The sequence below is a fragment of the Sinorhizobium sp. BJ1 genome (assembly GCF_002531555.1).
GTDB classification, from domain to species: Bacteria; Pseudomonadota; Alphaproteobacteria; order Rhizobiales; family Rhizobiaceae; genus Sinorhizobium; species Sinorhizobium fredii_B.
This window is the reverse complement of record NZ_NWTH01000002.1, coordinates 1-22637: the sequence shown is the minus strand read 5'-3', so window position 1 is coordinate 22637 and position 22637 is coordinate 1. Positions and strand designations below refer to the sequence as shown.

26 protein-coding genes, 1 tRNA gene and 1 pseudogene are annotated in these 22637 nt (G+C 62.7%); 10 read left to right on the top strand and 18 right to left on the bottom strand.

Annotated features, from left to right (window positions below; genetic code table 11):
* Positions 1 to 27: 27 nt before the first annotated feature.
* From CO676_RS02430 to CO676_RS02405, 6 genes are all read right to left on the bottom strand, one after another.
* Positions 28 to 1920 carry a nitric oxide reductase activation protein NorD gene (locus CO676_RS02430; RefSeq protein ID WP_097519559.1) on the bottom strand — a complete coding sequence of 631 codons (1893 nt, stop codon included), beginning with the start codon at positions 1918 to 1920 and terminating at the stop codon, positions 28 to 30.
* 10 nt (positions 1921 to 1930) lie between these two features.
* Positions 1931 to 2743, bottom strand: a complete 813-nt coding sequence (locus tag CO676_RS02425; protein WP_097519558.1) for a CbbQ/NirQ/NorQ/GpvN family protein — start codon at positions 2741 to 2743, stop codon at positions 1931 to 1933.
* Positions 2744 to 2805: 62 nt separating this feature from the next.
* On the bottom strand, positions 2806 to 4152 hold the full coding sequence (locus CO676_RS02420) for a nitric-oxide reductase large subunit (RefSeq protein WP_097519557.1): 1347 nt from the start codon (positions 4150 to 4152) through the stop codon (positions 2806 to 2808).
* A gap of 24 nt (positions 4153 to 4176) precedes the next feature.
* Positions 4177 to 4629, bottom strand: coding sequence for a cytochrome c (locus CO676_RS02415; protein ID WP_097519556.1), 453 nt, complete (start codon positions 4627 to 4629; stop codon positions 4177 to 4179).
* 161 nt (positions 4630 to 4790) lie between these two features.
* Positions 4791 to 5081, bottom strand: coding sequence for a cytochrome C oxidase subunit IV family protein (locus tag CO676_RS02410; protein ID WP_097519555.1), 291 nt, complete (start codon positions 5079 to 5081; stop codon positions 4791 to 4793).
* Positions 5082 to 5086: 5 nt separating this feature from the next.
* Entirely contained in the window at positions 5087 to 5635 is a 549-nt protein-coding gene (locus tag CO676_RS02405) for a cytochrome c oxidase subunit 3 (RefSeq protein WP_097519554.1), read from the bottom strand.
* Positions 5636 to 5755: 120 nt separating this feature from the next.
* On the opposite strand from CO676_RS02405, the gene CO676_RS02400 reads away from it, so the two are divergent.
* The 4 genes from CO676_RS02400 to CO676_RS02385 all read left to right on the top strand — a co-directional run bounded on the left by CO676_RS02400 (position 5756) and on the right by CO676_RS02385 (position 7460).
* Entirely contained in the window at positions 5756 to 5911 is a 156-nt protein-coding gene (locus tag CO676_RS02400; protein WP_097519553.1) for a hypothetical protein, read from the top strand.
* 18 nt (positions 5912 to 5929) lie between these two features.
* On the top strand, positions 5930 to 6298 hold the full coding sequence (locus CO676_RS02395; RefSeq protein ID WP_245424247.1) for a hypothetical protein: 369 nt from the start codon (positions 5930 to 5932) through the stop codon (positions 6296 to 6298).
* A 10-nt stretch (positions 6299 to 6308) separates the two neighbouring features.
* Positions 6309 to 6995 carry an NnrU family protein gene (locus CO676_RS02390; RefSeq protein WP_097519551.1) on the top strand — a complete coding sequence of 229 codons (687 nt, stop codon included), beginning with the start codon at positions 6309 to 6311 and terminating at the stop codon, positions 6993 to 6995.
* A gap of 90 nt (positions 6996 to 7085) precedes the next feature.
* Complete coding sequence (locus CO676_RS02385) at positions 7086 to 7460, top strand: YbaN family protein (protein WP_097519550.1); 375 nt, start codon at positions 7086 to 7088, stop codon at positions 7458 to 7460.
* A gap of 205 nt (positions 7461 to 7665) precedes the next feature.
* Here CO676_RS02385 and adhP read toward each other — a convergent pair whose 3' ends face one another.
* Both adhP and CO676_RS02375 read right to left on the bottom strand, forming a co-directional pair.
* Positions 7666 to 8694: an alcohol dehydrogenase AdhP gene (gene adhP, locus CO676_RS02380; protein ID WP_179875397.1), complete on the bottom strand. Its 1029-nt coding sequence runs from the start codon at positions 8692 to 8694 to the stop codon at positions 7666 to 7668.
* A 199-nt stretch (positions 8695 to 8893) separates the two neighbouring features.
* A complete protein-coding gene (locus CO676_RS02375) occupies positions 8894 to 9571 on the bottom strand; it encodes a YoaK family protein (protein ID WP_097519548.1) in 678 nt (225 codons plus the stop codon).
* A gap of 206 nt (positions 9572 to 9777) precedes the next feature.
* Here CO676_RS02375 and CO676_RS02370 point away from each other — a divergent pair, with 206 nt between their 5' ends.
* The 6 genes and pseudogenes from CO676_RS02370 (at position 9778) to CO676_RS02345 (ending at position 16180) form a co-directional block, all read left to right on the top strand.
* A complete protein-coding gene (locus CO676_RS02370; protein WP_179875392.1) occupies positions 9778 to 12102 on the top strand; it encodes a heavy metal translocating P-type ATPase in 2325 nt (774 codons plus the stop codon).
* 117 nt (positions 12103 to 12219) lie between these two features.
* Entirely contained in the window at positions 12220 to 13260 is a 1041-nt protein-coding gene (locus tag CO676_RS02365; protein ID WP_097519547.1) for an alpha/beta hydrolase, read from the top strand.
* 56 nt (positions 13261 to 13316) lie between these two features.
* Positions 13317 to 13897, top strand: a pseudogene (locus CO676_RS02360) (NAD(P)H-dependent oxidoreductase).
* Positions 13898 to 14148: 251 nt separating this feature from the next.
* A complete protein-coding gene (locus tag CO676_RS02355; RefSeq protein ID WP_097519546.1) occupies positions 14149 to 14787 on the top strand; it encodes a hypothetical protein in 639 nt (212 codons plus the stop codon).
* 65 nt (positions 14788 to 14852) lie between these two features.
* Complete coding sequence (locus tag CO676_RS02350) at positions 14853 to 15089, top strand: hypothetical protein (RefSeq protein WP_097519545.1); 237 nt, start codon at positions 14853 to 14855, stop codon at positions 15087 to 15089.
* Positions 15086 to 16180, top strand: coding sequence for a tyrosine-type recombinase/integrase (locus tag CO676_RS02345; protein ID WP_097519544.1), 1095 nt, complete (start codon positions 15086 to 15088; stop codon positions 16178 to 16180). The genes CO676_RS02350 and CO676_RS02345 overlap by 4 nt, the downstream gene beginning before the upstream one ends.
* A gap of 70 nt (positions 16181 to 16250) precedes the next feature.
* On the opposite strand, the gene CO676_RS02340 is transcribed toward CO676_RS02345, so the two are convergent.
* The 10 genes from CO676_RS02340 to CO676_RS02295 all read right to left on the bottom strand — a co-directional run bounded on the left by CO676_RS02340 (position 16251) and on the right by CO676_RS02295 (position 22362).
* A tRNA-Phe gene (locus CO676_RS02340) sits at positions 16251 to 16326 on the bottom strand.
* Between the two features lie 251 nt (positions 16327 to 16577).
* The gene (gene yacG, locus CO676_RS02335) at positions 16578 to 16790 is read right to left on the bottom strand and encodes a DNA gyrase inhibitor YacG (protein WP_014761011.1); all 213 of its coding nucleotides are present in this window, start codon (positions 16788 to 16790) and stop codon (positions 16578 to 16580) included.
* Between the two features lie 6 nt (positions 16791 to 16796).
* Positions 16797 to 17417, bottom strand: coding sequence for a Maf-like protein (locus tag CO676_RS02330; RefSeq protein ID WP_014761010.1), 621 nt, complete (start codon positions 17415 to 17417; stop codon positions 16797 to 16799).
* A gap of 46 nt (positions 17418 to 17463) precedes the next feature.
* On the bottom strand, positions 17464 to 17682 hold the full coding sequence (gene infA / locus CO676_RS02325; RefSeq protein ID WP_014327290.1) for a translation initiation factor IF-1: 219 nt from the start codon (positions 17680 to 17682) through the stop codon (positions 17464 to 17466).
* A 178-nt stretch (positions 17683 to 17860) separates the two neighbouring features.
* Entirely contained in the window at positions 17861 to 18322 is a 462-nt protein-coding gene (locus CO676_RS02320) for a low molecular weight phosphatase family protein (RefSeq protein ID WP_097519543.1), read from the bottom strand.
* A gap of 11 nt (positions 18323 to 18333) precedes the next feature.
* Positions 18334 to 18810: a UPF0262 family protein gene (locus CO676_RS02315; RefSeq protein ID WP_097519542.1), complete on the bottom strand. Its 477-nt coding sequence runs from the start codon at positions 18808 to 18810 to the stop codon at positions 18334 to 18336.
* On the bottom strand, positions 18807 to 20111 hold the full coding sequence (hisD, locus tag CO676_RS02310) for a histidinol dehydrogenase (RefSeq protein ID WP_014761007.1): 1305 nt from the start codon (positions 20109 to 20111) through the stop codon (positions 18807 to 18809). Before hisD ends, CO676_RS02315 begins: the two co-directional genes overlap by 4 nt.
* Before the next feature lie 33 nt (positions 20112 to 20144).
* Positions 20145 to 20585 carry a DUF2948 family protein gene (locus CO676_RS02305; protein ID WP_041414884.1) on the bottom strand — a complete coding sequence of 147 codons (441 nt, stop codon included), beginning with the start codon at positions 20583 to 20585 and terminating at the stop codon, positions 20145 to 20147.
* Positions 20586 to 20691: 106 nt separating this feature from the next.
* On the bottom strand, positions 20692 to 21984 hold the full coding sequence (gene murA / locus CO676_RS02300) for a UDP-N-acetylglucosamine 1-carboxyvinyltransferase (RefSeq protein WP_014761005.1): 1293 nt from the start codon (positions 21982 to 21984) through the stop codon (positions 20692 to 20694).
* A 159-nt stretch (positions 21985 to 22143) separates the two neighbouring features.
* Complete coding sequence (locus CO676_RS02295; protein WP_041413752.1) at positions 22144 to 22362, bottom strand: hypothetical protein; 219 nt, start codon at positions 22360 to 22362, stop codon at positions 22144 to 22146.
* Between the last annotated feature and the right edge of the window lie 275 nt (positions 22363 to 22637).

The following is a 22637-nucleotide window of genomic DNA, read 5'->3' as shown; positions in this document are numbered from 1 at the left end:
GCCTTCCGTCTCGCGGCCTGCCCCCGTCTACCTTACCAGGCCGCGATAGATCGCCGGCAGGGCCGCAGGCAGCCTGCCGATATTGCTGACGACCGCGTAGCCGTTCTGGCCGAAGATCACCGGCACATAGGATTTTGCCTCGCGATCGACGGTCACCCCGAACACGTTGACGCCTGAACGGCGCGCTTCGCAGACGGCGCGTCGGCTGTCCTCGAGCGCAAATCGTCCCTCGTAATGGTCGACATCGTTCGGCTTGCCGTCCGTCAATACGAGAAGGAGCTTGCGGCGGTTCGGCCGCTTGACCAAGCCAGCCGCCGCATGGCGGATCGCCGTTCCGATGCGCGTGTAGTAGCCGGGCTTCAGTGCGGCGATGCGCGCCTCCACCGTCGTGCTCATCACCTCGTCGAAGGTCTTCACCGTTTCGATCCGCACCCAGTCGCGCCGCCGCGAGGTGAAGGTCAAAATCTCGTGGCTGTCGCCACAGGCCGAGAGCCCATGCGCCAGAACCAGGAGCGCCTGCTTCTCGACGTCGAGTACTCGGAGATCGTCGAACCAGGCGTCAGTCGAAAGCGACACGTCCACCAGGATCGTTACGGCGAGATCATGCGCCTGCGGCCGGCTCATCATATGGATGCGATCGCTGCCCTGCCCCCCGGCCTTCAGGTCGGTGCAAGCCCGCACGACCGCATCGAGATCGAGATCGGCGCCGTCGATCTGCGCCCTCAGCATCTCATGCCGCGGCCTCAGCATCTCGAACTGGCGGCGGACGCGGCGGATCAGGCTCTGCGTCACGGGATTCGCCTCACCGGCCACGCCTTCAACGGATGCGGGCGCCGCGAGCACGCGGCAATGATCCTTGAGATAGCTGCCGCTGCGATAGTCCCATTCCGGATAGGTGAGCTCGGCCGTCAGCGGCGTGCGGTCGAGTGCCTCCGGCGGCAGGTCGAGGTCGAAACGGAAACGCGCGGCCGGCCGGCCCTGGCGCTCGCCGAGCGTCAATTCGTCGAGCTCCTCCGCCGCCTGGGCATCATGATCGTTGCTGTCGTCCGCCGGGCGGTCGACATTGACCATCTCGGCCATCGCGAGGATCTTCTCGAAGCGGTTGAGAATGAAGGGACTGCGCTCCGACTGACGCTGTGTCTCGCGGGTGGCGACGTGGCGCGTCGTCTCGGCGCCTTCCGCTCTGCCGCCGCCGCTGGCGGGCTCGTCTTCGCGGCGGCCGTTTGTCTCCTGGCGCAAGAGCACGTCCGGCCAGAGCGGCACCGGCAGCTTGGGGAGATAGCCGGGAGGCGCCTTCTCCGGAAAGATGAAGACAGGCATGTCGTCGCTGAGACCGGCTCCATCTCTTAGCATGTGCAGGATCCGGTTTTCGACGTGCTGCTCGACTGCCGGAAGTGCCCGCCGCTGCCGAACGTTGAGCACCGCCCTGCAGAGACGACGATAGCGGGGGCGCAGCGCCGGAAAGGTGGTGAGAACCGCTTTCGCGGTCCGCTCCGCACGGGCGAGGACCGCGAGATCGCGTGCGAGTGGATCGGCGGCGCAGATCGGCGAAAGCGGCATCACGGCCATCGTCACCGCCAGCCAGAAATAGAGATCGCGATTGAGACGCCGCAACGGAAAGAGATCGACCTCTGCCGGCAACATCAGCGTCGCATGGTCGCGCGCCGGCTGCACGAGCTTTTCCTCGCCGAGCCCCATGCGCTGGCGCAGCCGCAGCCGGTGCGCCGAGGTGCGGCCGCGTGCGGGTGCGATCTGAACCGCCCGCTCGCCGCCGAGACCGCGGAAGTAGACGGCGAGCTCCGCCTGGACATCTTCGAGGCAAACGGATTCGTCCGGAAAGCGCGGCCAGGTGCGCGTGTTGCCGATGAAGCGATGCCAGGCGCGGCCGACCGTTTCTTCGAGTTCGAGGAAGTCCAGCATTGTCTTGTCCTTATCGGATTACCGCGTCGGCGACCTCGATCAGCGCCGCCTTGACGTTGGGCTCGTCGGTGAGCGGTTCGATCATCGTCGCCAGCACGGCGTCGCGCAGCGTAAGTCCGCTGTCGACGAGGCTGGCGCAATAGACGATGAGGCGCGTCGAAACGCCCTCTTCGATATCATGGCCCTTGAGCACCCGCAGCCGATGGGCGAGATCGACGAGCGGCGCGACGCGGGCCTCGTCGAGACCGCTTTCCTGCGACACGACGGCGATTTCGCGAGCCCTTGGCAGGAAGTCGAACTCGATGGCGACGAAGCGCTGGCGCGTGCTCGGCTTCAAGGTCTTGAGAAGGTTCTGGTAGCCGGGGTTATAGGAGACAACCAGCATGAAGCCGGGCGGCGCCTCGAGGAGTTCGCCGGTTCGCTCCAGCGGCAGGATCCGCCGGTCGTCGGTAAGCGGATGCAGCACGACGGCGACGTCCTTGCGGGCCTCGACGATCTCGTCGAGATAGCAGATGCCACCCTCGCGCACGGCCCTGGTCAGCGGCCCGTCCACCCAGACGGTGTCGCCGCCTTTCAGGAGATAGCGACCGGTAAGGTCGGCGGCGGCGAGATCGTCGTGGCACGACACGGTCGCAAGCGGCAGGCCGAGCCTTGCTGCCATATGGGCGACGAAGCGCGTTTTGCCACAGCCGGTCGGTCCCTTCAACAGAAGCGGGAGCTGGCGGGTCCAGGCGCTTTCGAAGAGCGCGCATTCCTGGCCCGAAGGGGAATAGGCCGGAATGGTGCAGTCCGAAATTGGCGGAGCTTTGAGGGCGATGTTCATGAGTTATCTCCGAGTTCGAAATTCAGGCGAGGCGGCCGGCCACGTGGACCGGCCGCTTCGCATCATTCGGCCGGTTGGACGGCCTGGTTGAGGGCTGGGCTACGGCTCCTGCCGGGAAAAAGGACGGCCCAGAAGAACATCAGCGCCGAGATGAGTACGACGACACCCGATCCGAGGCGGATCCAGTAGAAGAGAGCGAGTTGCTCCTGCACGGCCATGAAGCTCTCGCCGAGGACACGCTGCAGGTGCACCTGAACGACGCCGGCGAAGGTGAGTGCGAAGGTCATGACAGACATGGCGCTGCACATGGCCCAGAAGCTGGCGATCGACAGCCACTGGTTATAAGGCGCGCGGCCGCGGATTTCTGGGATCGCATAGGCCATCACGGCGAGGTTGAGCATGACATAGGCGCCGAAGAAAGCGAGGTGTCCGTGCGCGGCTGTGACCTGCGTGCCGTGGGTGTAGTAGTTGACCGACGACAGCGTGTGCAGGAAGCCCCAGACGCCGGCGCCGAAGAAGGCCATCACCGAGCAGCCGATCGACCAGAGGAGCGCCGCCTTGTTCGGATGCTTGCGGCCGGCCTTCCAGGTCATGACGAAGGTGAAGACCACCATGGTGAAAAAGGGTGCGACCTCGAGCGTCGAGAACAGCGAGCCGATCCACTGCCAGTAGCCCGGCGCGCCGATCCAGTAATAGTGGTGGCCGGTGCCGAGGATGCCGGAGAACAGCGCCAGGCCGACGATGACGTACAGCCACTTCTCCACCACTTCGCGGTCGATGCCGTTGAGCTTGATCATCAGGAAGGCCAGGACGGAGGCCATGATCAGTTCCCAGACGCCTTCGACCCAGAGGTGGACGACGTACCACCAATACATCTTGTCGAGCGCGAGATTGATCGGGTTGTAGAAGGCGAAGAGGAAGAAGATCGCCACGCCCCAGAGGCCGAAGATCAGGATGTTGGTCACCGTCGTCTTGCGGCCCTTCAGGACCGTTAGGGTGATGTTGTAGAGAAACATCAACGCCACGACGACGATGCCGACCTTGATCGCAAAGGGCTGCTCGAGGAATTCCCGGCCTTCGTGGATGTGGAGGAGGTAGCCCACAACGGCAATCGCCGCGGCAACCAGGAAGATCCAGAACTGTGCGATGGCGATCTTCGGGCTGTAGAGTTCCGTCTCTGCCTCTTCCGGCAAGAGGTAGTAGGTGGCGCCCATGAAGCCCATCAGCAGCCAGACGATCAGCGCGTTGGTGTGCACCATGCGGACGATGTTGAACGGCAGCAGTTCGGAGAGGGTGTTGGGCAGCACGTAGATCGTGCCGGCGAGCACGCCGAACAGGACCTGGGCGAGAAACAGGCCGAGCGCACCGTAGAAATACAGCATCGCGACCTTTTGGGTTTGGTATTTCATGTCTTTTCTCCTTGTCGCGCCGTCTCAGCCTGCCTCGTTCGGCGGCCAGTTCTGGGTCTTGATGCGGCTCGTCCATTCGAGGAAATCGGCAAGGTCGTTCAGTTCCTGCTCGGTGAGATTGAATTGCGGCATCTGCCGCCGCCCCTCGGCGCCGGAGGGCTGCGCGGCCATCCAGGATTTCAGCGTCTCGCGGGCGCCCTCGGGGTCGCTCTCGCCGCCCCAGCGCTTCCAGACGTTGCCGAGCTCCGGCGCGAAATAGGCGCCTTCGCCAAGCAGGGTGTGGCAGTTGATGCAGGAGTTCTTCTCCCAGACGTGCTTGCCGCGTGCGACGGAATCCGTCAGCGTCGTCTCGTCGGTGGAAGTCGTCTTCATGTAGTAGTGGCTGTGGGCGGTAAGCCCGACAAAGATCGCGAAGAAGAAGATGGAGCCGCCATAGAAGACGTTGCGTGCCCCTGTCTTGGTAAGGCGTTCTGCCATCCCATGGTCCTTTCGATTTCCGGGAGGCCGCGATTGCACGCGCGGCCCAACACGTCCCCGCCGGCTGCGAACCACATCCCCCGCCGGCCGACAAACGCGATCCTTTGTAGGGTTTTGGGACGCGCCTTCTTTGCGTTTCGGCAAACAAGTCGAACAGCGCCTCAGGCGGCGGGGAGAACGGCGGCGATGAGCGCTTTCGCCGCAGCGGCAAACGTGAAGAAAGCCGGCCAGGCGAGAAGACCGACGCGCAGGGGCCGCGGGCCTGACCGCAGGCCCAGAAAGTCGAGCACGACGAGCCGCGCCTTCGCCAGGGCGAGCAATAGCAAAGCGAGTGCAAACTCTAGCGGCACCGTCGGATCCTGAAGTTCGCGGGCAAGCAGTATGCCGAAGAACACCATTCCGAGCAGGCAAATCCAGGTCCTCATCAACGGTTTCGGGCTGAACTCGCTCATGGTAATCACACCAGATAGAGGATGGGGAACATGACAATCCAGACGAGATCGATCACGTGCCACAGGGTCGTCGCGAGTTCGACGTTGGCCTGCCTCGGCCTCCAGGCGACGAGAAGCAGGACGATCCCGACGAAAGCGACGTGGACAAGGTGGAAGCCGGTCAGGAGGAAGTAGAGCTCGAAGAAGGACTGAAAGGCCTCCTCCCCGGCAAAGCGGAGCTCCGTGCTGTACTCGTAGACCTTGATGACGACGAAGACGAAGCCGAGAAGGGCGGCGATCACCGATGCCCGGCGCTTCGTGGCGGTTGACGCCTCCTTCCCTGCTGCAACTGCCGCCTGCCATCCGCTGGTCAAGAGCACGAGCGTGTTGAGGGCGGCGATTCCCGGCTTGAGGTGCAGCCGCGCCACGGCGAAGTCCTCGGAGGAAACGATCGATGCGACCAGGAAGGCGCCGATGAGTACGCCGAAGGCGGCCAGCTCGCTCCAGATCAGGACCCAGAGGATGAAGGTGTCCGTTTCCTCTTCGCCGGCCGCGCCGGCCACTGCATCGTGCATGCCGCATCTCCGCACAAGTCCCGGAAAAGCGGTAGGCGAAAGAGGCCACCCCTTCTTTGCTCGCGATCAAAGACCGTTGCACCCGGCGCGTTATGTTCCTTCGGGAAAATGGAGATCACCATGAACGACGCACAGATCGGCCTCTCGGTCGCCACCCCGATCATCATCATCTTCGCGCTCGTGCTCTACCGCATGGGCGTCCTGCAGCGGACCGGCACGGTGGCCGCCGTGCTCGCGTCGGTCGCCTGCGCTACGGTCCTGTTCATCGGGGGATGAGATCGAGGTCCAATGACGGTGCCCCATACGCTCGATCGCCTTCAGGACCAGTATGGCGAGCTGCTTGCTCTATGCGATGCTATCGAGTCGATTGCCGATTCGATAGCCGGACGCGTGGACCGCGAGCTCTTCCTGTCTGTGGCGGAAAAAATTTCCTCGCTAAGGCTCGCGCAAACGAGCGAACTGCCCCGTTGGGATGAAACCGGCCTTTGGAGGTGCTCGCCAGACATTGCCGAGGCGTTGAGGTCGGCGGCGATGGGCAGGAGTGCGTTCTCCTGGCAGGCAATCGAATCCATGCTGCGAACCTTGCTCGAGGGTCTGCGTCTTCATGTTGCGAAGGAGCAGGCAATGATTGAAGCAATGAAACGGTCCAAGCGGCCGAACTGAGGCAATCCCGATGACTGAATTTCTGCTAGCGCTGTTCGCCTTTCTTATCCTGCACTCGATTCCGGCTGTCCCCGCGATCCGCGAGCGGCTGATTTCGCTCCTCGGCAGGGCGGCCTATTTCTCGCTGTATTCTCTCGTCTCTGTCCTCGTGCTCGGATGGGTGTTCTACGCGGCATTCAACGTCGACTACATTCCGCTCTGGGAACCCTCGGCCTGGCAGGCTTGGGTGACGCTGCTCGCCGCCCCCGCCGGCGTGTTTCTGGTGCTCGCAGGACTTTTCAGCGTGAATCCGCTGTCGGTCTCCATCCGTCAGGGGCAGAGGCCGGGCGCGATCGTCTCCGTCACCCGCCATCCCGTTCTCTGGGGCTTCGCAATCTGGGCGCTTGGCCACCTCGTCGCCAACGGCGACCTGCGCTCGCTGATCCTTTTCGGCGGCTTTGCGCTTTTTGCGCTCGGCTCCATACCCACGATGGAGAAGCGCGCCCGTCGCCGGCTTGGAGAGCAATGGAAGCGGCAGTCGGAGAAGACCTCCATTATGCCTTTCGCCGCGCTCTTCAACGGACGCACCCCCTTGTCGGGCGACACGCCGATCGTCATCGCCGCCGTGGTGACGACAGGACTGACCCTCTGGCTGCTTGCCGGAGGCCATGCCGCCCTGTTTTATGCCGACCCCCTCCTCTTGGCGACGGCACAATAGCTGGCGTGCATTGAGCCATGCCCGAAACAGGACGAGCAAAGGATTGCCAGAAGTCTCCCGCAGATCCATGCTGTGGCAAGGAGAAGACAATTGAATCTTTCGACCCGGGTAGTTCTGCTCGGACTCGGCTGGGCGATGATCGGACTCGGATTGGTGGGGATATTTCTTCCGCTTATGCCGACGACACCGTTCCTGCTTCTTGCGGCATGGCTGTTTGCGCGCTCTTCTCCGGATCTCGAACGATGGCTGCTGGATCATTCCCTTTTCGGGCAGCCGCTGCGCGAGTGGCGTGAGGCTGGGGCAATATCACGGGGCGCGAAGATATGCGCGATATCGTTCATGACTGCGGGGTTCGCATACTTTTGGCTTCGGACCGAGCCATCCCCGCTCGTTGCGGCAACGGTAGCCGTCATCATCGTCGCCGCCGGCGCCTTCGTTGCCTCTCGGGCCGAACCGCGGAAGTAGGGGCCTGCAACGCCTCTCTTGGCAACGTTACGCTGGCCGCCGGCGGCCATTCGGCGGCCCGCATCGGCATCGGAATCGCATGGGGGATCACAGGCTTTAACCATGAATTCCTCCAGGCGGCGGTGCCATGGCCAGCCGCCCGCCGACAGGATAGGTCGGCAGGCGGCATATACTCGTCAACACAGTGTCGTTCTGATCGAAAGCCTCAACCGTTCAGATCGAGAACGATGCGGCCGTCGATCCTGCCTTCTTCCATGCGCTCGAAGATCGCGTTGATATTCTCGAGCTTGTCCCAGGAGAAGTGGGCCGCGACCTTGCCCTCGCCGGCAAACTCCAACGCTTCCTCCAGATCCTGGCGCGTACCAACGATCGAGCCCCGGACAGTGATGCGCTTCAGCACGGTATCGAAGACAGGCAGGCAGATCTGGCTCGGCGGCAGCCCGACCAGCGCCATCGTGCCCTTCGCGCGCAGCATGCTGTAGGCCTGCTCCATCGCCTTCGGAGAGACAGCCGTCACCAAAGCGCCGTGGACGCCCCCTGTCCGCTTCTGCACCTCCTCGATGGCATCAGGCGCCCTGGCATTGATCACGAGGTCGGCGCCGAGCTTCTCGGCAAGAGCAATCTTGTCCGGGAAGATATCTGCCGCGGCGACGTGCATGCCCATGGCCTTGGCATATTGCACGGCCATATGGCCAAGACCGCCGATGCCGGAGATAAGGACCCATTCGCCCGGCCTGACCTCGGTCTCCTTCAAGCCCTTGTACACCGTTACGCCGGCGCAGAGCACCGGCGCGGCCGGGCCGAACTCCAGCTTAGCCGGCAGCCGCCCCACGAAATCGGGATCAGCCAGGCCATATTGTGCGAAGGTACCGTCAAGCGAATAGCCGGTATTCTGCTGACTGCCGCAAAGCGTTTCCCAACCGGTGCGGCAGGGCGTGCAACAGCCGCACGCGGTGTGCAGCCATGGCACGCCGACCCGGTCCCCCTCCTTCAGCAGCGAGACGCCAGCGCCGAGCCTGGCCACGTAGCCGACCCCTTCGTGGCCCGGAATGAAGGGAGGTTTCGGCTTCACCGGCCAATCCCCCTTGGCGGCATGCAAGTCTGTGTGGCACACACCGGTGGCCTCATATTTGATGAGGACTTGGCCGGGTCCCGGCTGCGGTATCGGTACATCCTCGATCACGAGCGGCGTGCCGAACTCGCGCACCACAGCTGCTTTCATTGTCATATCGATCTCCTCCAATGCTCGATGTTAGCGCCGACACTGCCGGCATTGCGCACCTCCTCGAAGGGAGCGCTGCGGACTGGAGCTTAGCTGCGGAGGGGACCTCAGCCCCTTGACCTGCATCAAGGGAGGATGCTGCGGGACGCAAATTGTCTCAGAGTTGAGACAGCCTTGCGCGCAAAACGGCGGTCGCTCAATCAGGTTCGCACTAGCGATCTTGAATGAACCTGCTTTGCCAGCGGCGAGGTATTTGAAAGGCCACGGCTGCGAGCGACAGGGCGGCAAGCGACGGTACCCACATGGCGAGATCCCGTGCTTCTCGTACCAGGACTGCACCCATAATGGCTCCAGCGAACATTCCGAGCCACGGCACGACCTGAATGATCCAATGCGCACCGCGGACACCCATCACCCAACGTCCCAGTCCACGGCCGAAGCGCGACAGAGCTCCGGTGACATACGTCAGCCCAACCGGCAGTCCTTCGATCTGCTCGACTGCGGAGTTGATGGCACCCATCGCCAGGATAAGCAAAAGGAACTGGAGCTCTCTTTCGGTCGCTGAAAGCGCTGCGAATGCGAGTATGGCGGATACCAACAACAAAACGACTCGCGGCCCGAATTTGATCGAAACCATCACTCCCGCGGCATTCCCGAATACGAATGTGATCAGGCCGCCAATGAGAAGCACTCCCCGCGCGACGTCGCCCTGCATCAGGGCGACCGATGCGCGAGTCGTATTGCCACTCATGAAGGACACGAAATCTCCGAGGGTCATAAGCCCCATGGCATCGGTCATGCCGGCAAGGAACGATATTGCAGCGACGAGCGCCAAACCAACAGAACTCCTCTGACGCTTAATGATGCGCCGCCGCCGCTGTACAGTCATTTGTGGTGATCCAAGTGAAGCCTCGCCTAAGAAAGCAAACGCGGTACGGCGTTGCAAGCTCGCAGTAGTCGCAGAACGACGCCGTCATTCTCCTGCCATACATGTTCGCGTCGGCCGCCGTTCAACGTTTCGCACTGGTTTTTGCGCCGGATCAAGGTGACGATTTTGTCCACCGGTATCCTGCGCGACATCTGCGGGAGGGCGCCTTGAGTAAGAGCCGACTCTTCGAGCTTCTTTTTCAGGAGGGAGAGCTGGGCAAGCGCCTCCTCCTTGGCCTCATCGCTTTCGCCTTGCTCGCCGGCACAGTAGCCTGGTTCGCGGATCGGCCCGATCTCAGCGCCGCGTCCTGGGCTACCGGCACCGCGATAATCCTGGCGAGCCTCCTTACCGAAATTGCGATCAGTCTCGGGAAGAAGGAATTCGGGCTGGATCTCATCGCGGCGCTCGCGATGGGCGGTGCCCTTCTTCTCGGCGAACACCTGACCGGCAGCATCGTCGCATTGATGTACTCGGGTGGGCAGGCGCTCGAGGATTTCGCTCAAAGGCGCGCACGCCGAGAACTGACCGCGTTGCTCAATCGGGTACCGCGCACCGCCGCTCGTTACGCGGATGGGCAGTTGCAGGAGGTTTCCATCGAAGACCTGAATCCTGGCGACCGAATCATGATACGCCGTGGCGAGGTGGTGCCCGTCGACGGAAACGTGATGGATGGCATGGCCGTGCTTGACGAGTCGGCCTTGACGGGCGAGGCGATGCCGATCCGGCGCCGATCGGGCCAGCCGGTGACGAGCGGCACGACGAACGCCGGCGATGCCTTCGAAATGGTCGGCTCAAGCGCGGCGAGCGACAGCACCTATGCTTCAATCGTCAGGCTGGTGGCGGCCGCAAAAGCCGCTAAGGCGCCTATCGTTCGGCTTGCCGACCGTTATGCGCTGGTGTTTCTTGCGGTCGCGCTGCTCCTCGCCGGCGGCGCCTGGGCCGTGAGCGGGGAGCCGGTCCGCGCGCTCGCCGTGGTGGTCATTGCGACCCCCTGCCCGCTCATTCTCGCGGTCCCGGTGGCAATCATCGCCGGCGTCTCCCGCTGCGCCGGCAAAGGCGTGCTCGTGAAGGGCGGAGGCGCACTCGAGATGCTTGCGCGCGTGAAGACGGCGATCCTCGACAAAACCGGGACGATTACCGATGGCCGGGCGCGTCTTGTCGAGGTCAAGTCCCGCACCGATCTCGACCCTCTGGAAGTGCTGCGTCTCGCGGCATCGCTGGACCAGGGCTCGCACCATGTCATCGCCCGTGCGCTGGTGGCGGCCGCAAAAGAGCGGGGCTTGAAGCTTGTTGCACCTTCCGGAACTCGGGAAGCGGCGGGTTCCGGCGTGAGCGGCAACATAGATGGGCACGAAATCGCAGTGGGGGGCTGGGACTTCATCAGCCAAAGGATCGATGAGACCGCCTTCTCGCGAGACATACGGGAGTGGATCCGGAGGGATGGCGTCGTCGCGGTGCTCGCTGCCATGGACGGCGTACTGGCGGGCGCGTTTCTCCTGGCCGACGAGGTCAGGCCAGAAGCCGGCAGCGTGCTCAGGCAATTGCGGGAGGCCGGCGTCGAGCGGATCGTGCTTGCGACCGGCGATCGCACCGAGCTCGCGGAGAGCCTCCAGTCCTTCCTAGGGTTGGACAGTGTTGCCGCCGAATTGAAGCCGGAAGGTAAAACCAGAATTGTCGAAGCGGAAAGATCGGCAGGACCGGTCATGATGGTCGGCGATGGCGTCAACGACGCACCGGCGCTCGCAGCCGCCGACGTTGGGGTCGCCATGGGCGCGCGCGGGGCTGCCGCCTCCTCCGAAGCGGCGGACGTGGTGATCCTGGTGGACCGGCTCGATCGCCTCGCCAGCGCCATCCGCATCGCGCGTCGCTCACGCGGCATAGCCCTCCAGAGCGTCTATATGGGTATGGGCTTGTCCGCCGCTGGCATGATCGCGGCCGCCTTCGGCTACCTGACGCCGGTTCAGGGCGCACTGCTGCAGGAAGCAATCGACGTCGTCGCCATCTTGAATGCGCTGCGCGCCCTAGGCGACCCCCTATCCCGCTGGAGGAAAACAACACGTTTGGCGCACGCGGAGCTCCTGAAGCTCGAAGCCGAGCATGGTGCCCTGATGGACGTCGTGGACGAGATACGCCATACGAGCGCGCGCGTCCAGCAGCTCCCGGAAGAGGAAGTGCGGAATCAGCTTGCACATTTGGACGCCCTGCTGCGACAGCGCCTTCTTCCGCACGAGCGCCAGGATGACGAGGAACTCTATCCTAGGCTGCGCAGGCAGGCGGGCGCTCCGGATGCTCTTGCCGGCATGAGCAGAACGCACATGGAGATCCAGCGTCAGGTCCACAGCCTCACTTCGCTTCGACAAGCCCTTAGCGAACATGGGCCGAGCCCGACACAGCGCTACGAGATCCAACGCCTGCTGCACGGTCTGGAAGCCATCACTCGCCTCCACTTTGCGCAGGAGCTGGAAATCTATCGATCGCTCGAGGACGAGTAATCCAAAACGAATAGACGGATCGACCCGATGCCGAGCATCTCATCGACCCATTTGAGGCAGATCAAAGTCCTCGCGGCTCAACCCGACTAGGATGCCCTGCAAGATTGAAGTTCCGGGATGGCGGCCATGGGTCGGATCGGATGGACATTATCAGCGGTCTTTATCGCTATCGCGGTCGCGGGTGGGATGGTTTTCCTGTCCTACAGCAATGACATCGATCGCGCGCGCTCCGCGGTCGACACTGCGCGAATTTCCAATACGGCTGCGGGTCCCATCGAATATGCCGAGAGAGGCGTCGGCATCCCGCTCCTGTCCATTCACGGCGCAGGTGGTGGATGGGATCAGGGCCTGATCAACGTCGCCGATCTCATCGGAAGTGGCTTTCGGGTGATCGCCCCATCTCGCTTCGGGTATCTGGGAACGCCGATTCCTGCCGATGCTTCGCCGGCCGCCCAGGCTGATGCGCATGTGGCGCTGCTCTCCGAGCTTGAGATCGACGAGGCGGTAGTCGTAGGTGTTTCGACTGGGGCACGCTCGGCGATCGAGCTGGCGCTTCGCCATCCGGATAGGGTGTCAGCTCTTATTCTGATCGTCCCTGGAACTTACGCGCCCGAGAGCCCAGTGATGGTCGAGGGGAGTCGTGGCAGCGCGTTTGTCTTCTGGCTGGTCAATACCGGCGCCGATTTCGCCTGGTGGGCGACCGAAAAGATCGCTCCGTCGGTTCTCATCCGATTCCTCGGCGTGCCGCCCGAGGTCGTTGAAGCGGCCGCGGCGCAGGACCGAAATCGGGTGATGGCCATTATCCGCAGCGTCGAACCGCTTTCGCGACGCTTCCCCGGCATAAACATTGACAGTGCGCCCGATCTCCACCGCCTGCCCCTCGAGAAGATCGCCGCTCCCACCCTGGTCGTTTCGGCCGAGGACGATCTGTTTAATACGCTCCCCGCAGCCAAATTCGCGGCCACCAGCATTCCGGGCGCGAAGTTGGTCGTCTACGACACCGGCGGCCATCTGCTCGTTGGGCGTGGGGAGAAGGTCAAGAAGGCCGTGAGCGATTTCCTTGCTTGGACAGGCACAATGCAGCCCGCCGGATCCGGTGCCGGCACCTCTGTTCGGCCAAAGGCGCCCGCACCCGCGGTCTCGTCAACCCGGTCATGAGAGACAGCTAACCGGCATTCAAATAGCATGCGTCGTGATTTTGCGGAGCGCAGCAGATGACCAGGCACATTGCGATTGTCCAGGGCATCCGGACGCAGCCGGGCACCACCTCCTGCACGCCATGGCTGACGCTTACGCCGACGCCGCCACGGCAGCGGGACACGAGGTGCGCCGTATAGAGGTGGCCAAACTCGAGTTCCCGCTGCTGCGAACGCAGGAGGATTTCGAGACCAGGGCCTTGCCGCCCGGCCTGGCGCAATCGCGTGAGGACATGCGCTGGGCAGAACACTGGGTCTTTCTGTTCCCCCTTTGGCATGGAACGATGCCGGCCCTGCTCAAGGGCTTTCTCGAGCACATCTTCAGGCCGGGCTTTGCGATGGAATACAGGAAGCGCGGCTTTCCGAAACGGCTACTGGCCAGGCGCTCCGCCCGCATAATCGTCACCATGGGAATGCCGGTGCTTCTTTACCGATGGTATTTCGGCGCGTACGGCGTGCGCAGTTTCGAGCGCAGCATGTTGGGCTTCGCCGGGATCAAGCCTATCCGGGAGAACTTCTACGGCCTCTCGTTCGCCGACGAGAAGAAGCGCGCTCGCTGGATCGATGAGATGCGCGATGACGGCAGACGGGCCGTTTAATTTCGGAATACTTCACGAACAGGCGGGTCGCTGCGACCCTTCGCTGCCCTTGGTCATGGGCAGCGCGCTGGTCCCCTCCTCAACGGTTTGCTGATTGTCTTCTCGGACCGCCCACGCGCGAAAGAAAAAGCGTTCGCATTCGATTGATGGTCTTCGCAGTCACAGGCGTAAGAAGCAAGCGCCGCTTCGTTGACGGAACGGGAACCTTGCGCTAGGTTTTTAATCAGAAAACCTAGCGTAAGGTTTCCAGCATGGAACGTGTTGACCTTCAAGACATCACATTCGACCAGGCCGAAACACTCGCCTTGGTTCCAGGGCTGAAGGCTAAGCAGCTCCAGAACTGGAATGAAAGTGGAGTAATCGATAGCCCGAACGTCGGTAAGGGCAAGAAACGGCTTTACAGCGGGTTAGGCGTCGTCGGCCTACGGGCGATGGTCCGTCTGGTCGAATTTGGCATCCGGCCCAGTGAGGCTGCCCCACTCTGCAACCAGGTCATGGAGCGCGCGCTCGCTCTGCATGACGAGACCCCTCAAGCAGAGGGTTCCAGCCGTCCAGAATTTACCGTCGTCGCCCACATGATTGATGTTTATCACCGAGGCTACATTTATCGATTTGATGATCGCCACAAGATGACGATTATTCAAGGAGACTTAGGTCAGCTTCGTCTGTTCCTCCCGGAAAATTACCACACGATCGAAGTAGACCTTCTCATATTTAAAGCATTAAATGCAATTTACATGAAGCTAGCCGGTGAAACGCCGCCGGAAGAACCGGTAGTTACTGGCGATAATTCTCAGGAAGCACTAGAGATTGTGAATGACAGCTTGGCATTCAAGGCGAGGCTTTCAGCTCCAAGAGGTCGAGAAGGAACGAGCAATGATGAAAACTGAGGCACTGCATGCACGATCGCAGATGAACTAAAGCAAAGAGGTGCTGATTAACACGAGGAAAGGCCATGTACAGTGGAACGATCAAAGTCGTGTTGCCGCAACGGCGAATGCTGTCGCTCAAGGAGGCAGCACAGTACTGCGGCCTTCCGGTCAAGCGCTTTGCGGCCCAGCGTGCCGTGCCACCGATTGCGATGCCGACGGGTGACGAGCTCTATGACATACGCGACCTAGATGAATGGCTCGACGCTCTGAAGCACGGCGCAACGGACAGCGATGACGACATACTGGGGCGCCTCGAATGAAAAAGGAACGGCGGCGAAATAAATACAAGGGTTGGCAGATTTTTCGGGACAGGTACGGGAAATGGAGAGCGTATCATCGGAAAACTGGCGAGAAGATCGACTGCGACAAATTCGAACCCTTCACTCTCGCCTTCGACATGGAAGTGCACCGCATCAACGAGTTGCATAAAGAAAAGCAAGCGAAGCCCGGAACGCTGGGGATGTTGATCAAGCGGTATCGCGCTTCGGACGAATTCCTGGATCCGGAGATTGGCAAGGCCAAGCGGACGCAGAGCGACTACCAGCGCGTATTTGATTACCTGCAGCCGATCGAAGACATCCCGCTGGAATGGTTCACCACCGCCCGCATAGTGATGCTTCGTGACAAGGCTTATAAAAAGCTGAAGTGGAGATGGGCGAACTACGTCGTCACCGTGCTCTTCGTCCTCTTCAAATGGGGCAAGCTCCGCGACTATGTGAAGAATAATCCAGCCGCTGAGATACCGCCCATTCCAAGACCAAAGAGCCTACTTGACGCGAACCGGCCATGGACTGACGCCGAGAGGGAGGCCGTTTTGGCCGCCCTGCCGCCGCACATGTTCCCACCCATCGCTCTCATGATGCACTACGCACTCGATCCCCAAGACGCCTTGGCGTTGCCGAAGACGGCGATCTCTTCGGCGGGGATTGACACCCGTCGGCACAAGACCGGGGAGCCTGTCTATCTGCCGTTATTTGAACCCGTCGCAGATGCCCTCGCCCGCGCGCCGATGCATAACGCCATCACGCTCTGCGCCAACAGTCGCGGCAAACCATGGACCTACAATGGCTTCAGCACGAATTGGCACAAGATCAAGAAGAAGCTTGAGGACGCCGGCGCGGTCCAACCAGGCCTCACGCTCAAAGGTCTGCGGCATACCGTGGCAACGATCCTGCGGGAAATGGGGAAGGACTACGGGACTATTCAAAACGTGCTTGGACACAAGACCGAGGCCATGGCTCGGCACTATTCCAAGCGCGCCGATAAGACCAAGCAGACGGCTGCGGCGGTGGCGGATTTTGGGGTCGAATTGAACAAACGAAAAACAAAAGTTGTCAAACCCACCTCGTGAGTTTGTCAAACTCACACACAGCAGAAAGGATGCGGATATGAAAAAGGAAAACCAAAACAAGGACTTAGAATGGTGCCCGGAGGCGGATTTGAACCACCGACACGCGGATTTTCAATCCGCTGCTCTACCAACTGAGCTATCCGGGCATCCTGCCTTTGGGCAGCGGCTTCGGTTTGGAAGCCGTGGGGGCGCTTGGTTCGCCCCGGAAGCGAGCGGGGTTATAGCATCTTGTTCGCCGGTGTCCAGCACCAAATGACTCTTTTTTGAAGGAAATCCGCGAGCCATGAATAAGGGGTGAAAAGCGAAAGGATTCAGCAGGATCGCGCGGAAGACAGGGCGTACTCGCACGACGCGGACGGCTCGTTGGTGAACGGGTGGCCGAAGCCGCCCAAATCGCCTAGCGATCCTCGTCGTCGTCGGCTTTCGACTCGTCGTCGGCGACGGGGATCGCATAGGAGCCGGAAAGCCAGCGGTTAAGGTCGACATTGCGGCAACGCTCGGAGCAGAAGGGAAAGTGCTCACGCGCCGACGGGCGGCCGCATTCCGGGCAGGGCCGCGTCGGGCGCAGGGGCTCGACATTCGAGCCGTTGTTCTTGCCTTCGCCACTCACTCGTCTTCAGCCTTCCAGCCAGCGGCCGTGGACGTCGTACCCCTCGCCGATCAGGAGATTGACGGTTTCATAGAGCGGCAAGCCTACCACATTGGTATAGGAGCCGACGAGCTTGACGACGAAACTTCCGGCGATGCCCTGGATGCCATAGCCGCCCGCCTTGCCGCGCCACTGGCCGGAGGCGAGATAGCTCTCGATGTCGTAGCCGGAAAGGCGCTTGAAGCGCACCTTTGTGTCGACCACCTTCTGGCGGAGCGTCCGGTCCGGCGTGACGAGGCAGATACCCGTATAGACGCGGTGGCTTCGGCCGGACAGGAGGTGGAGCGCGCTCGACGCTTCGCTGATCAGTTCCGGCTTCGGCAGGATGCGGCGGCCGACGCAGACGACCGTGTCGGCCGCGAGAATATAGCTCCCGTCCCAGCCCGGCTCCCCTTTGATCGCCGCCAGCGCCGCCTTGGCCTTCTCGGCGGAAAGCCGGCGGGCCAGCGAACGAGGGTGCTCGGCGCGCTTGGGCGTCTCGTCGAGATCCATCGGCAGCAGGCGCGCCGGCTCGATGCCGGCCTGCGCCAAAAGTTCGACGCGACGCGGCGATCCGGAGGCCAATATCAGTTTCTGGGTGACTGTCATAAGCGAGCCGTCAAATCCCGGAGGTTACCGCCGCCAAAGCCGGGACTTACTTGAAGCGGTAGGTGATGCGGCCCTTCGTCAGGTCATAAGGGGTCATCTCAACCAGCACCTTGTCGCCGGCGAGAACGCGGATGCGGTTCTTGCGCATGCGGCCGGCGGTGTGGGCGATGATTTCATGGTCGTTCTCCAGCTTCACGCGGAACGTCGCGTTGGGAAGCAATTCCGTGACCACGCCCGGAAATTCGAGGACTTCTTCTTTCGCCATGCAGGATTGTGCTTTCTCATGTTCAAGAGCGGATGCGCCAACGCATCCCGAAAATTTTGCCGGAAACTACACAATCGCCAGGGGTTTGTGAACCCGCCTTGATACGCGTTTTTTCCGCTATTCTACCCTACGCTGCCGGCACGGCTTTCAGCGACGCAAAAGCGAGCGGCGCCGTCCTTCAGCCGACCTTCTCGCGGCCGGCCAACCGGCTGGCAATAAGGCCGGCGAGGTGATCCCTGACGGCGCGATAGGCCCCGACGATCTGGTCGCGCGTACCCGTCGCCACCGTCGGATCCGGCGTCGGCCAGTAGATGACGTCGACGGCCATCGAGCGGGTCAGTTCCAGCGCCTTGTGATGGGCCTCCGGCGCCAGCGTCACGATGACGTCGAAATAATCGTCTTCGAGCTCTTCGAGCGTGCGCGGCTGGTGGCGCCCGATCGTCAGTCCGACCTCATCGAGGACCACGTCGACGAAGGGATCGCGCTCGCCTTGGCGCACGCCCGCCGAGGCCACATAGGTTCCCTTCGGCAGGGAGGCCCGCGCCAGCGCTTCGGCCATGGGCGAGCGGATCGCGTTCATTCCGCACATGAACAGGATCGAGCGGGGCGTCCTCTGCTGTGGCAAGGCGATCCCGGTCATGTCCGCCTCCGTCAGCCGCGCCAATAGAGCACGCAGACCAGCGTGAAAAGGCGCCGCGCCGTATCGAAATCCAGCCTGATCTTACCGGAAAGCCGATCCATCAACGTCTGCGAGCCTTCGTTGTGGATGCCGCGCCGTCCCATGTCGATCGCCTCGATCTGGCTCGGCGTCGCCGAGCGGATCGCCTCGTAATAGCTTTCGCAGATCAAGAAATAGTCCTTCACGATGCGGCGAAAGGGAGTGAGCGACAGAATGTGGGTGGCAACCGCCTCGCCGCCATCCGTCGAGATGGCGAAGACGAGTTTCGAATCGACCAGCGACAGATTGAGTCGATAGGGGCCGCCGGGATGGCCGACGGGCTCGAACAGGTTCTCTTCTAACAGGTCGAAAATCGCAACCGCACGTTCGTGCTCTACGTCGGGCGTCGAGCGGCCGATCGTCTCGTCCAGCACGACATCGCAGAGGCGCAGGTGGCGATCGGCCCTCATCCCTCGCCCCCGAGATTCAGGCGGATGGCGACCGAGCGGGAATGGGCCTCGAGGCCTTCGGATTTGGCGAGCGCGATCGCCGCCGGGCCGAGAATACGCAACTGTTCGGGCCCAAGCCGGAGAATGGAGGTCCGCTTCATGTAGTCGAGCACGCCGAGGCCGGAGGAGAAGCGCGCCGAGCGCGCCGTCGGCAGGACGTGGTTGGAGCCGCCGACATAGTCGCCGATCACCTCCGGCGTGTGGCGGCCGATGAAGATGGCGCCGGCATTGCGGATCTTCGGGACCATCGAATCCGGATCGGCCATCGCCAGTTCGAGATGCTCCGCGGCGATCCGGTTGGCGAGCGGCACTGCCTTGTCGAGATCCGGCACCAGGATGACGGCGCCGAAATCGCGCCAGCTCGCCCTTGCCGTCTCGGCGCGCGGCAGCGTCTTCAGCTGCCGCTCGACCGCCTGTTCGACCGCTTCGCCAAAGGCGGCGTCATCGGTGATCAGGATCGCCTGGGCGCCGGCGTCGTGCTCGGCCTGGGCCAGCAGATCCGCGGCGATCCAATCGGGGTCGTTGTCGCCATCGGCGATCACCAGCACCTCCGAGGGGCCGGCGATCATGTCGATACCGACGGTGCCGAAGACCTGCCGCTTGGCAGCTGCGACATAGGCATTGCCAGGACCCATGATCTTCGCCACCGGCGCGATCGTCTCCGTCCCATAGGCAAGCGCCGCGACGGCCTGGGCACCGCCGATGCGATAGATTTCCTCGACATCGGCGAGCCGCGCCGCCGCAAGCACGGCCGGGTTGACCGCACCGCCCATTGCGGGCACCACCATGACGATGCGCGGCACGCCGGCGACCTTGGCCGGCAGCGCGTTCATCAAAACCGAGCTCGGATAGCTGGCGGTGCCGCCCGGCACGTAGAGCCCAACCGCATCGATCGCCGTCCAGCGCGAGCCGAGGCCGACGCCCATCTGATCCTCGTAAAGATCATCCTTCGGCACCTGCCGGCGATGATGCGCCTCGATGCGGGTCGCCGCAACCTTGAGCGCGCCAAGCACCTCCGGCTCGACCGCGTGGATCGCCGCGTCGATCTCGGCCGCACTCACCTTCATCGCCGTGACGTTGAAATCGATGCCGTCGAAGCGGGCGGAATAGTCGGCGAGCGCGGCATCGCCGCGGGTGCGGACGTCGTCGATGATGGCCCGTACGGCGGCGTTGACGTCTTCGGAAACCTCCCGCTTGGTGGTCAGGAACGCGGCGAACTCACGTTCGAAGCCGCTGTCGAGAAAGTTCAACCTGATTGCCAATGCGATGATCCTTTGGTGGTAGCGGCGCTTTGCTCAGTCGCCTTCGGGATGGCGCGGCTTGAAGGCGGTTTCCCACGCCCCGCCGGTATCGGCAAGCTGTGCCTCGATGCATTCCACATCGAGCGCGATCAAGGCATCGCCGGCAAGCACGATCTCGACCGTTCCCTCGGGCCCCTCCCCCTTGACCGAGAAGCGCAGCGCCAGGAGATCGAGTACCGCTTCCATGTCGGTCCGGTCGAAGCCGAGCGAGCGCACCGCCGTGACGCACTTGAACAGCAGCAAGGCGCGGCGGCGCTCGAAACTGCGGCGTTTGCCTTCCGCCTTTTCCCAGGCGAAGCGGTTGATGACCAGGGAAAACTGGTGACGGCGCGCATCGTAGAGGATGCCGGCCACCTTGAAGACTGCGTCTTGCACATGAGCGGAAACGACCCCAAGGTCCTCCTCGTCGAGTGCCAGCAGTTTCAAAGCGTCCATGCGATTCCATCCGGTCCGTTCAAGTCCCGCATTTAAGCAGGTGATCGCAAAGGACATAGGACGTCGCGCCCGAAACCGCAACGGGTGCAGGCGCGCCAAGCCGGAATCAGTCGCTGACGCGTTCCACATGGGCGCCACAGCGCGTCAGCTTCTCTTCAAGCCGCTCGAAGCCGCGGTCGAGGTGGTAGACGCGCGACACCATCGTCTCGCCCTCGGCGGCAAGCCCGGCGATGACAAGCGAGACGGAGGCGCGCAGATCGGTCGCCATGACCGGGGCGCCCTTCAGGCGGCCGACGCCCTCGATCTTCGCCGTCTGGCCGGAGAGCGAGATCTTCGCCCCGAGCCGCGCCAGCTCCTGCACATGCATGAAGCGGTTTTCGAAGATCGTTTCGGTGATGTGGGAAACGCCGCTCGACTTGGTCATCAGGCCCATGAACTGGGCCTGGAGGTCGGTCGGGAAGCCCGGGAAGGGATCGGTGACGATATCGACCGGCCGGATGCCGGTGCCGTTGCGGACGATGCGGATGCCGCTGTTCGTCTCGCTGATCTCGGCGCCCGCGCGGCGGATCGCTTCAAGCGCGGTATCGAGAAGGCTCGCTTCCGTGTCCTCGAGGATCACGTCGCCGCCGGTCATCGCCACGGCCATGGCATAGGTGCCGGTCTCGATGCGGTCCGGCAGCACGCGATGGCGGGCGCCCGCCAGCGAGCGTACGCCCTCGATGGTGATCGTGCCGGTGCCCGCGCCGGTGATCTTGGCGCCCATGGCGTTCAAGCACTTGGCAAGATCGGCGACCTCGGGCTCGCGCGCGGCATTGCCGATCACCGTCGTACCGTTGGCAAGGGTGGCCGCCATCATCAGCACATGCGTGGCGCCGACGGAAACCTTCGGGAACACATAGCGCCCGCCGATCAGCCCGCCTGCGGGCGCCGTGGCGTTGACGTAGCCGCCGTCGATCTCGATGTTGGCACCGAGCGCCGCCAGGCCCTCGATGAACAGATCGACCGGCCGCGTGCCGATGGCGCAGCCGCCCGGCAGCGAGACGCGCGCCTTGCCTTCGCGGGCGAGCAGCGGCCCGATCACCCAGAAGCTGGCCCGCATCTTGGAGACGAGCTCGTAGGGCGCTGTCGTCGAGACGATGTTGCGGCTGGTGAAATGGATGGTGCGGGCGTAGCTCTCGCCCTGGCGCTCGCGCCGGCCGTTGACGGAAATATCGGCACCGTGATTGCCGAGGATGCGGATCAGCTGCTCGACGTCGGCGAGATGCGGCACGTTTTCCAGGGTCAGCGTGTCGTCGGTCAGGAGCGACGCGATCATCAGCGGCAATGCGGCGTTCTTCGCGCCGGAAATGGGGATGACCCCGTGAAGTGCATTTCCGCCTACGATCCTGATGCGATCCATGAGACCTCTCGCACGGGCGCCGCCCGCTTTCTTAAAATCCGGTGTTTCTGAAGGGCGTCTCTTAGTGGAGATGCCGCGAAAATAGAAGTGCCTTGAAATGCGAAGTCGACAAGAATGGCGGAAGCCCGCGAAGCCGGCGGTTTTATCCCCCGCCGATTACTAATCGTCCGATTCGTCCGATTTTGCGGCAGGCAATCCGGACGTCTCGTCGGCGTCGCCAGCCCGGCGGGCCCGCGCCTGCTGCTTGCGGCGCTGGAGATTGTCGCGCAGGGTCTTCGCCAGCCGCTGGCGCCTCACCTCCGCCTCGCTTTTGCCCGCTGCCGCGCCGCTTCGGGAACCCGCCGCGCGCTCTTTCTCGTCATCGTTCTGCATGCTCATGGATTAGCGCAAAAGCCGATGCGGCGGAAGCAGCAAGGCGATTTCCGACCGAGCAAATTGCCGAAATGTTTGAAGCGGTTTTCTGTTCCTGGCCCGCGCCAACGCATTGGAAACAGCCCATTTTGTGATTTCGCACCCGGCCTGCCGCGCGCCGGCACGACCCAGCCCCGGCAAAAACTTCGAAATGCGCCTTGCGCTCACCCTCAAGCTATGGCAATAGGCGCCTCGCTTGCTGCGGCGTACCACCCAACGCCGCCGGATGCTGCTATAGCTCA

Bases quoted from the DNA above. Each gene is read 5' to 3' on its own strand.
- CO676_RS02430 (WP_097519559.1), bottom strand. From the start codon at position 1,920: ATGCTGGACTTCCTCGAACTCGAAGAAACGGTCGGCCGCGCCTGGCAT.
- CO676_RS02425 (WP_097519558.1), bottom strand. From the start codon at position 2,743: ATGAACATCGCCCTCAAAGCTCCGCCAATTTCGGACTGCACCATTCCG.
- CO676_RS02420 (WP_097519557.1), bottom strand. From the start codon at position 4,152: ATGAAATACCAAACCCAAAAGGTCGCGATGCTGTATTTCTACGGTGCG.
- CO676_RS02415 (WP_097519556.1), bottom strand. From the start codon at position 4,629: ATGGCAGAACGCCTTACCAAGACAGGGGCACGCAACGTCTTCTATGGC.
- CO676_RS02410 (WP_097519555.1), bottom strand. From the start codon at position 5,081: ATGAGCGAGTTCAGCCCGAAACCGTTGATGAGGACCTGGATTTGCCTG.
- CO676_RS02405 (WP_097519554.1), bottom strand. From the start codon at position 5,635: ATGCACGATGCAGTGGCCGGCGCGGCCGGCGAAGAGGAAACGGACACC.
- CO676_RS02400 (WP_097519553.1), top strand. From the start codon at position 5,756: ATGAACGACGCACAGATCGGCCTCTCGGTCGCCACCCCGATCATCATC.
- CO676_RS02390 (WP_097519551.1), top strand. From the start codon at position 6,309: ATGACTGAATTTCTGCTAGCGCTGTTCGCCTTTCTTATCCTGCACTCG.
- CO676_RS02375 (WP_097519548.1), bottom strand. From the start codon at position 9,571: ATGACTGTACAGCGGCGGCGGCGCATCATTAAGCGTCAGAGGAGTTCT.
- CO676_RS02365 (WP_097519547.1), top strand. From the start codon at position 12,220: ATGGCGGCCATGGGTCGGATCGGATGGACATTATCAGCGGTCTTTATC.
- CO676_RS02355 (WP_097519546.1), top strand. From the start codon at position 14,149: ATGGAACGTGTTGACCTTCAAGACATCACATTCGACCAGGCCGAAACA.
- CO676_RS02350 (WP_097519545.1), top strand. From the start codon at position 14,853: ATGTACAGTGGAACGATCAAAGTCGTGTTGCCGCAACGGCGAATGCTG.
- CO676_RS02345 (WP_097519544.1), top strand. From the start codon at position 15,086: ATGAAAAAGGAACGGCGGCGAAATAAATACAAGGGTTGGCAGATTTTT.
- CO676_RS02330 (WP_014761010.1), bottom strand. From the start codon at position 17,417: ATGACAGTCACCCAGAAACTGATATTGGCCTCCGGATCGCCGCGTCGC.
- infA (WP_014327290.1), bottom strand. From the start codon at position 17,682: ATGGCGAAAGAAGAAGTCCTCGAATTTCCGGGCGTGGTCACGGAATTG.
- CO676_RS02320 (WP_097519543.1), bottom strand. From the start codon at position 18,322: ATGACCGGGATCGCCTTGCCACAGCAGAGGACGCCCCGCTCGATCCTG.
- CO676_RS02315 (WP_097519542.1), bottom strand. From the start codon at position 18,810: ATGAGGGCCGATCGCCACCTGCGCCTCTGCGATGTCGTGCTGGACGAG.
- CO676_RS02305 (WP_041414884.1), bottom strand. From the start codon at position 20,585: ATGGACGCTTTGAAACTGCTGGCACTCGACGAGGAGGACCTTGGGGTC.
- murA (WP_014761005.1), bottom strand. From the start codon at position 21,984: ATGGATCGCATCAGGATCGTAGGCGGAAATGCACTTCACGGGGTCATC.
- CO676_RS02295 (WP_041413752.1), bottom strand. From the start codon at position 22,362: ATGAGCATGCAGAACGATGACGAGAAAGAGCGCGCGGCGGGTTCCCGA.